Annotated in this window: 2 protein-coding genes; both read right to left on the minus strand. The window is 65.7% G+C overall.

What is annotated here, in order from left to right:
* Positions 1 to 130: 130 nt before the first annotated feature.
* Entirely contained in the window at positions 131 to 772 is a 642-nt protein-coding gene (gene leuD, locus RI841_RS15895; RefSeq protein WP_310706605.1) for a 3-isopropylmalate dehydratase small subunit, read from the minus strand.
* 3 nt (positions 773 to 775) lie between these two features.
* Entirely contained in the window at positions 776 to 2,227 is a 1,452-nt protein-coding gene (leuC, locus tag RI841_RS15900) for a 3-isopropylmalate dehydratase large subunit (RefSeq protein WP_310706606.1), read from the minus strand.
* Between the last annotated feature and the right edge of the window lie 346 nt (positions 2,228 to 2,573).

A 2,573-nucleotide genomic window follows, 5' to 3' on the forward strand; every position in this document is an offset into this window, starting at 1 on the left:
GTAAGCCGTAAGCCGTAAGCCGTAAGCCGTAAGCCGTAAGCCGTAAGCCAGGATGCTGCCATCGAGCCCCGTGGAGAGGGGGTTTCTTACAGCTTCAGGCTTAAAGCTTACAGCTCCGGGCGCAGCCCGGTCAGTCGCGGAACAGCCAGGGCCGCGCGGCGCGGTGCTGTGCCTCGAAGGCGCGGATGGCGTCCTCGTCCTTCAAGGTGATGCCGATGTCGTCCAGGCCTTCCAGCAGGCACTGCTTGCGGAACTCGTCGACCTCGAACTCGAGGATCTCGCCGGAGGGCGTGATCACCCGCTGGTTCTCCAGATCCACATCGAGCCGGTAGCCCTCGTTCGCCTCCACCTCGGCGAACAGCCGGTCCACGGTCTCCTCGGGCAGAGTCACCAGCAGCAGGCCATTCTTGAAGGCGTTGTTGTAGAAGATGTCGGCAAAGCTCGGGGCAATCACCACCCGGAAGCCGAAGTCCTCCAGCGCCCAGGGCGCGTGCTCGCGCGAACTGCCACAACCGAAGTTGCGACGCGTCAGCAGCACGTTGGCTCCCTCATAGCGCGGCTGGTTGAGCACGAAGTCGGGATTCTTCGGGCGCTGCGAGACATCCTGGCCCGGGTAACCTTCGTCCTGGTAACGCAGCTCGTCGAACAAGTTCACACCGAAACCGGTGCGCTTGATCGACTTCAGGAACTGCTTGGGAATGATCAGGTCGGTGTCGACGTTGGCCCGGTCGAGCGGTGCGACGAGGCCTTCGGTGCGTTCGAACTTCTTCATGATTCAGGCCTCCTCACCCAGGGCGTCGTCATTGGCGGCAAGCTGCCTCACATCCACGAAATGGCCGGCGATGGCTGCGGCCGCCGCCATGGCCGGGCTGACCAGGTGGGTGCGTCCGCCGAAGCCCTGGCGCCCCTCGAAGTTGCGATTCGAGGTCGAGGCACAATGCTCGCCGGCCCCCAGCTTGTCGGCGTTCATCGCCAGGCACATGGAGCACCCGGGCTCGCGCCACTCGAAGCCTGCCTCGATGAACACCTTGTCGAGCCCCTCCGCTTCAGCCTGGCGCTTCACCAGGCCGGAGCCAGGCACCACCATGGCGAGCATGATCGAGTCGGCCACTTTCTTGCCACGCGCCACCTTGGCCGCCTCGCGCAGGTCTTCGATGCGCGAGTTGGTGCAGGAGCCGATGAACACCTTGTCGAGGCGGATATCGGTGATCTTCTGCTTCGGCGCCAGCCCCATGTAGTCGAGCGCGCGCGTGTAGCCGCGCTGCATGGTCTCGTCGCCGGCCTCGGCCGGGTCCGGGACTTCTCCCGAGATGCCGGTGACCATCTCGGGACTGGTGCCCCAGGAGACCTGCGGCTCGATCTCGGCGGCATCCAGGGTCACCACCTTGTCGAAGGCGGCGTCGGCATCGGAGACCAGGTGGCGCCAGTCGGCCACCGCCGCGTCCCACTGCTCGCCCGTCGGGGCGTAGTGACGGTCGCGCAGGTAGTCGATGGTGGTATCGTCCACGGCGATCAGCCCGACCCTGGCCCCCGCCTCGATGGCCATGTTGCAGACGGTCATCCGGCCTTCCATGGAAAGCTCGCGGATGGCGCTGCCGGCGAACTCGATGGCATAGCCGGTACCACCGGCCGTACCGATCCGGCCAATGATCGCCAGCACGATGTCCTTGGCGGTGACGCCGGTTCCGAGTTTGCCCTCGACGCGCACCTGCATGTTCTTCATCTTCTGGGCCAGCAGGCACTGGGTGGCGAGCACGTGCTCCACCTCGGAGGTGCCGATGCCGTGCGCCAGGGCCGCGAAGGCGCCATGGGTGGCGGTATGGGAATCACCGCAGACCACGGTCATCCCCGGGAGGGTCGCGCCCTGCTCCGGACCCACCACGTGGACGATGCCCTGGCGCGGGTCGTTGATCTTGTACTCCTCGATGCCGAACTCGACGCAGTTGTCGTCGAGGGTCTGGACCTGGATCAATGACACCGGGTCCTTGATGCCGGCGTTGCCCTCGGCGCGCTCCTTGAGCGTGGTGGGCACGTTGTGGTCCGGGGTGGCCAGGTTGGCATCGATGCGCCACGGCCTGCGTCCCGCCAGGCGCAGCCCCTCGAAGGCCTGGGGCGAGGTCACTTCGTGGAGCAGCTGGCGGTCGATGTAGATCAGCGCGGTGCCGTCACCACGCTCCTTGACGAGGTGCTGAGACCACAGCTTGTCGTAGAGTGTCTGGCCTGTCATGTCGTTCTCCCGGGCCCTGGGCCCTATCATGTCCGGTCTCGGAATTGCGCCATCACCGCGGCTTTGCCGAGAGCAGACCTCCAAGGAGGCGCTGTGAATACTTCCCTGTACGCTACCGATGCCCTTCTGCGCTCTCGCGTCCCGCTCCGCTTGAAGGTCCGGTGCTGGCCATCCATGGCCAGCCCGTTCGGAGCAGTGCTCCTCACCCCTGGCATAGGACCTCCTTTCCGGTCTGCCCTCGACGCCGCTCGACCATGCAACGACTATTGACCGTGGCTTTTTGGCGCTTGGCCGCTTGGCCGCTTGGCCGCTTGGCCGCTTGGCCGCTTGGCCGCTTGGCCGCTTG

The organism is Halomonas sp. (genome assembly GCF_031581305.1).
In the GTDB taxonomy this organism is placed as follows: Bacteria; Pseudomonadota; Gammaproteobacteria; order Pseudomonadales; family Halomonadaceae; genus Halomonas.